At 27.3% G+C, this 3,809-nt stretch carries 4 protein-coding genes; all 4 read left to right on the top strand.

Annotation, left to right across the window (positions count from 1 at the left end; translation table 11 throughout):
- On the top strand, positions 1-1,674 hold a 1,674-nt coding region (locus HMPREF2852_RS05000; protein WP_083306968.1), incomplete at its 5' end, for a Spaf_1101 family AAA-like ATPase.
- 211 nt (positions 1,675-1,885) lie between these two features.
- Positions 1,886-2,536, top strand: coding sequence for a response regulator transcription factor (locus HMPREF2852_RS04995; protein WP_070606338.1), 651 nt, complete (start codon positions 1,886-1,888; stop codon positions 2,534-2,536).
- Complete coding sequence (locus HMPREF2852_RS04990) at positions 2,537-3,397, top strand: sensor histidine kinase (protein WP_070606336.1); 861 nt, start codon at positions 2,537-2,539, stop codon at positions 3,395-3,397.
- Between the two features lie 46 nt (positions 3,398-3,443).
- The coding region (locus HMPREF2852_RS04985) for an ABC transporter ATP-binding protein (protein ID WP_148130549.1) at positions 3,444-3,809 on the top strand (366 nt) is incomplete at its 3' end.

Below are 3,809 nucleotides of genomic sequence, written 5' to 3'. Positions count from 1 at the left end.
TTTTTTTGGATTAAGGGAAGTGATATTAACTTTCAAATGTTAAAAGAAGCTTTAATTGATTTTGATATTTCTGTAAGTTATGAGAACATGAATAAAAATAAAGTTTATATAGAAGGCTTATATGTAATGTTTGAAGAATCTGGTTTTCTATCTAATAAAAAGAAAGATGGAGATTTTACTGTAAAATTCTCAGATTCTTTAAATTGCTTGATAGGGGGAAGAGGAACTGGCAAGAGTACTGTTCTTGAAACAATTGATTTTGTAATGACACAAAGTGTTCATGATGAGAATCTTTTAGATTTTATTTGTAAGCATGGGAATGTATATTTATTATTTCAATGTGATAGAGATGAGTATATTGTTGAATTTATAAGTCCTTATAAAGAAGATGATGATAATATTTTAAGCCGATTTGAAGAGGAACGACCTTATCAATATGGAAGAAGATATTATTTTAATAGAGACAGAATTAAAAAATACATGCTTAAAAAGTATTTGAACTTATATAAGATAACTTGTAGTAATGTTAAAGAGATGGATATTAGTAATATCGAAAAAGTACGTAATAAAACAAAAATCCTATCAGAACTTTATGATAATAGGTATTCTGTTAATGATCTTGTTAGATATGCAAGTGGAGATGAAATTAACAGGTTTATTTATGATTTGATGTTTAAAAATAAAGAGTTAGAACCATTTGAAAATAAAATAAAAATTAAAGCTAAATCAGGTTTATCTAAATTTCTAAGAGATATAGAAAGTATTTTAAAAAGTAGAAGAGAAGATGTAAAAAAGGTACTAGATCCTTTTAATGAAACTCAAAAAGGAACATTAAAAATCGATTATATTCAAAATGATTTAGTGCTTGAGTACCCCATAGAAGAAATTTATAAAAGTAAATTTTCAAGTATTATTAATAGATATAATATTAAGAGAGAAAATTTAGAGGGATTTATATTTTATATAATAGATAAAAAAGGATTGATTAATTTTTTGAAATCATCAATAAATAAAGATTCTTCTTGGATAAATCCCAAAGAGTTTTTAGAATTTACAGAAGAAAGTAGTTTTAAAGTAATAGATTCCAATAAAACAATTATTAATGCTGATATTGCTAAGGCGTTAATATCGGATTTATTAATATATGCAACTGACGATAAAAATATAGATACATGGATTGGATATTTTAAAAACTACTTTAGAAAACTTGAAGAATACACTATCCTATTTAATATTAATAGTAGGGAAGACAATAAAAATCTTCAAGAGATTTATAAAGATATAAAAAACTTATCATTAGGTCAAAAAGTCGTAGCAATGTTAGACTTTATATTAGGATATGGGAAATATAACAATGATTTCAGACCGATTGTTATTGACCAACCAGAGGATAATTTGGATAGTAGATATATTTATAAAAATCTTGTTCAGCAGCTAAGGAAAACTAAAAATGATAGACAAGTTATAATTGCAACTCATAGTGCAACAATTGTAACTAATGCAATGTCAGACTGTGTGTTAGTAATGGATTCTGATGGAGTACATGGATGGGTGAAAAATCAAGGTTATCCTGGTGAAGTAGCTATAAAAAAAGAAATAATAAATCACATGGAAGGTGGAATAGACTCATTTAAACATAAAATTTTAATCTATAAGGAAGCTTTAGAAAAATAAAGTTAAAAAATTTTTTTATAAGCTGTAAGATTATATATTAATTACCTTAATAATTTACATTAATCAGATTCGTTAATGATATTTTTATTATAATTTAGAATTTTATATTTTATATTTAATTATTTGTTAGTAGCTTTAATTTGCTTATAGATAAATGATACAGAACAAATTAATTTAATAGATTTCAAAGTTGATACATGAGAGGGTTAGAATGAAGAGTGTTTTAATTATAGAGGATAACAAAGAAATTGCTTTACAAATGGAAAAGTATTTAGTTAATAATGGTTATGAAGTAGAGCTTGCATCATCTTTTTACGAGTCGACCTATAAGATGAATGTAGACATGGATGTGGCACTATTAGACATAAATCTACCAGATAAAGACGGTCAACATTTGATAGAAAGATTAAAAGATAAGGACATAAGAGTTATTGTAACAACTGTAAAAAATGATGAAGATTTTATAATTGAATCTCTAGATCAAGGAGCGGACGACTATTTAACTAAACCATTTTCCCTTGCAATATTAAGGGCAAGAATTGATGCGGTTTTAAGAACGATACCTCTAAGTCAAGACAAAATAATTACTTACAAGGATATCAAAATAGATTTAAATGATTCAAAAGTTTATTTTAAGGGAAATCTGGTGGATTTAACTTCGCTAGAATATGAAATCCTAGTCTTATTTATTAAAAATCCTCACCGAGTCTATACTAGAGGTCAACTGTTGGAAATGTTCTGGGAAGATAGGGATAAGTTTGTAAATGACAATACTCTCACATCAACTATTAAGAGAATCAGAGAAAAACTTGATAGAGAAGTAATTTCTACTGTTAGAGGAATTGGATATAGGATGAATTAAATGATATATATATTTTGGATAATAAGTCTTTTACTTCTGTATTATTTTTTAGAAAAAAGAAAGAAAAATAGAATAAATGAACTTATAGAGCTGATAGAAAAAATGAAAAATCGAGACTACAAAATTCCTATGAAGCAAGATGATTTTTCAATATTAGAAGATAAGATTTACAAACTTTTTATAGAAATAGTGGAAGCCAAAGAGACAAGTAGTAAAAATAGCGAAAAGCAAATAGAATACCTGGAAGACATCGCTCATCAAATTAAAACTCCTATAACATCTATGCTTTTTTCCATAGAAAATTTGGAGATGGATTTTTCAGATAATGATGATATAGAGAAATTAAAAAGACAACTCTTAAGATTAAACTCCCTATCAGATATTTTGCTCAAACTATCAAGCCTTGATGCAAACAAAGATTTAATGAAAAAAGAACAAATTCGTTTAGATGAATTAGTGGATTATGCTTTAGATAGTTTAGATTTAAGGAGATCTACTAATGTAGAAGTAGCACAAAGTTTAAAGGAAAATAGTATTTATGGAGATTTTTATTGGCTAGCAGAAGCTCTAATTAATATTGTGAAAAATGCTGATAATAGACCGACTTGTGATAAAATCGTGGTTTCATCATACAAAAATCCCCTCTATACAAGCTTAATCATTGAAGACAATGGCGGAGGAATAGAAAAAGAGAATATGAAAAAAATCTTTAAACGCTTTTATAAAACGCCCGACTCAAATGGTTTTGGAATTGGTCTTGCTATGGCGAAGACAATTGTCGAAAAAAACAATGGGGAGATTTCTGTTTCAAATATTGATGCTGGAGCAAGATTTGAAATTAAATTTTATAATGTCACCTAAAAATCACTTTACTTTTATATACTTACCTTAAATTAAGGAGGAAAGTATGGAAATATTAAAAGTAGAAAATTTAAGAAAAGAATACGGCGAGGGTAATTCTAAGGTCATTGCCTTAGACGGTGTTAACCTTGAAATTGAAAGAGGTGAATTTGTCGCCATTGTTGGACCAAGTGGGTCTGGTAAATCAACCCTCCTACATATTATAGGAGGAGTAGATAGTCCAGATGATGGTAAGGTTTATATAGATGGTAACGACATCTCAAAGTATTCCTCAAAAGAATTAGCCCACTTTAGAAGAAGAAAAGTTGGACTAATTTATCAATTTTATAATTTAATTCCCAACCTAACAGTTCGTCATAATATAGAACTTCCACTAAAACTAGATAAAAGAAAAATAAATCAAGATGAATTT

Origin of the sequence: Anaerococcus sp. HMSC065G05 (genome assembly GCF_001812365.1) — a bacterium.
Classification (GTDB): Bacteria; Bacillota; Clostridia; order Tissierellales; family Peptoniphilaceae; genus Anaerococcus; species Anaerococcus vaginalis.
Note: the sequence above shows the minus strand (reverse complement) of the source record. Positions and strands in the feature narration are given on the sequence as shown.

Bases quoted from the DNA above. Each gene is read 5' to 3' on its own strand.
- HMPREF2852_RS04990 (WP_070606336.1), top strand. From the start codon at position 2,537: ATGATATATATATTTTGGATAATAAGTCTTTTACTTCTGTATTATTTT.
- HMPREF2852_RS04995 (WP_070606338.1), top strand. From the start codon at position 1,886: ATGAAGAGTGTTTTAATTATAGAGGATAACAAAGAAATTGCTTTACAA.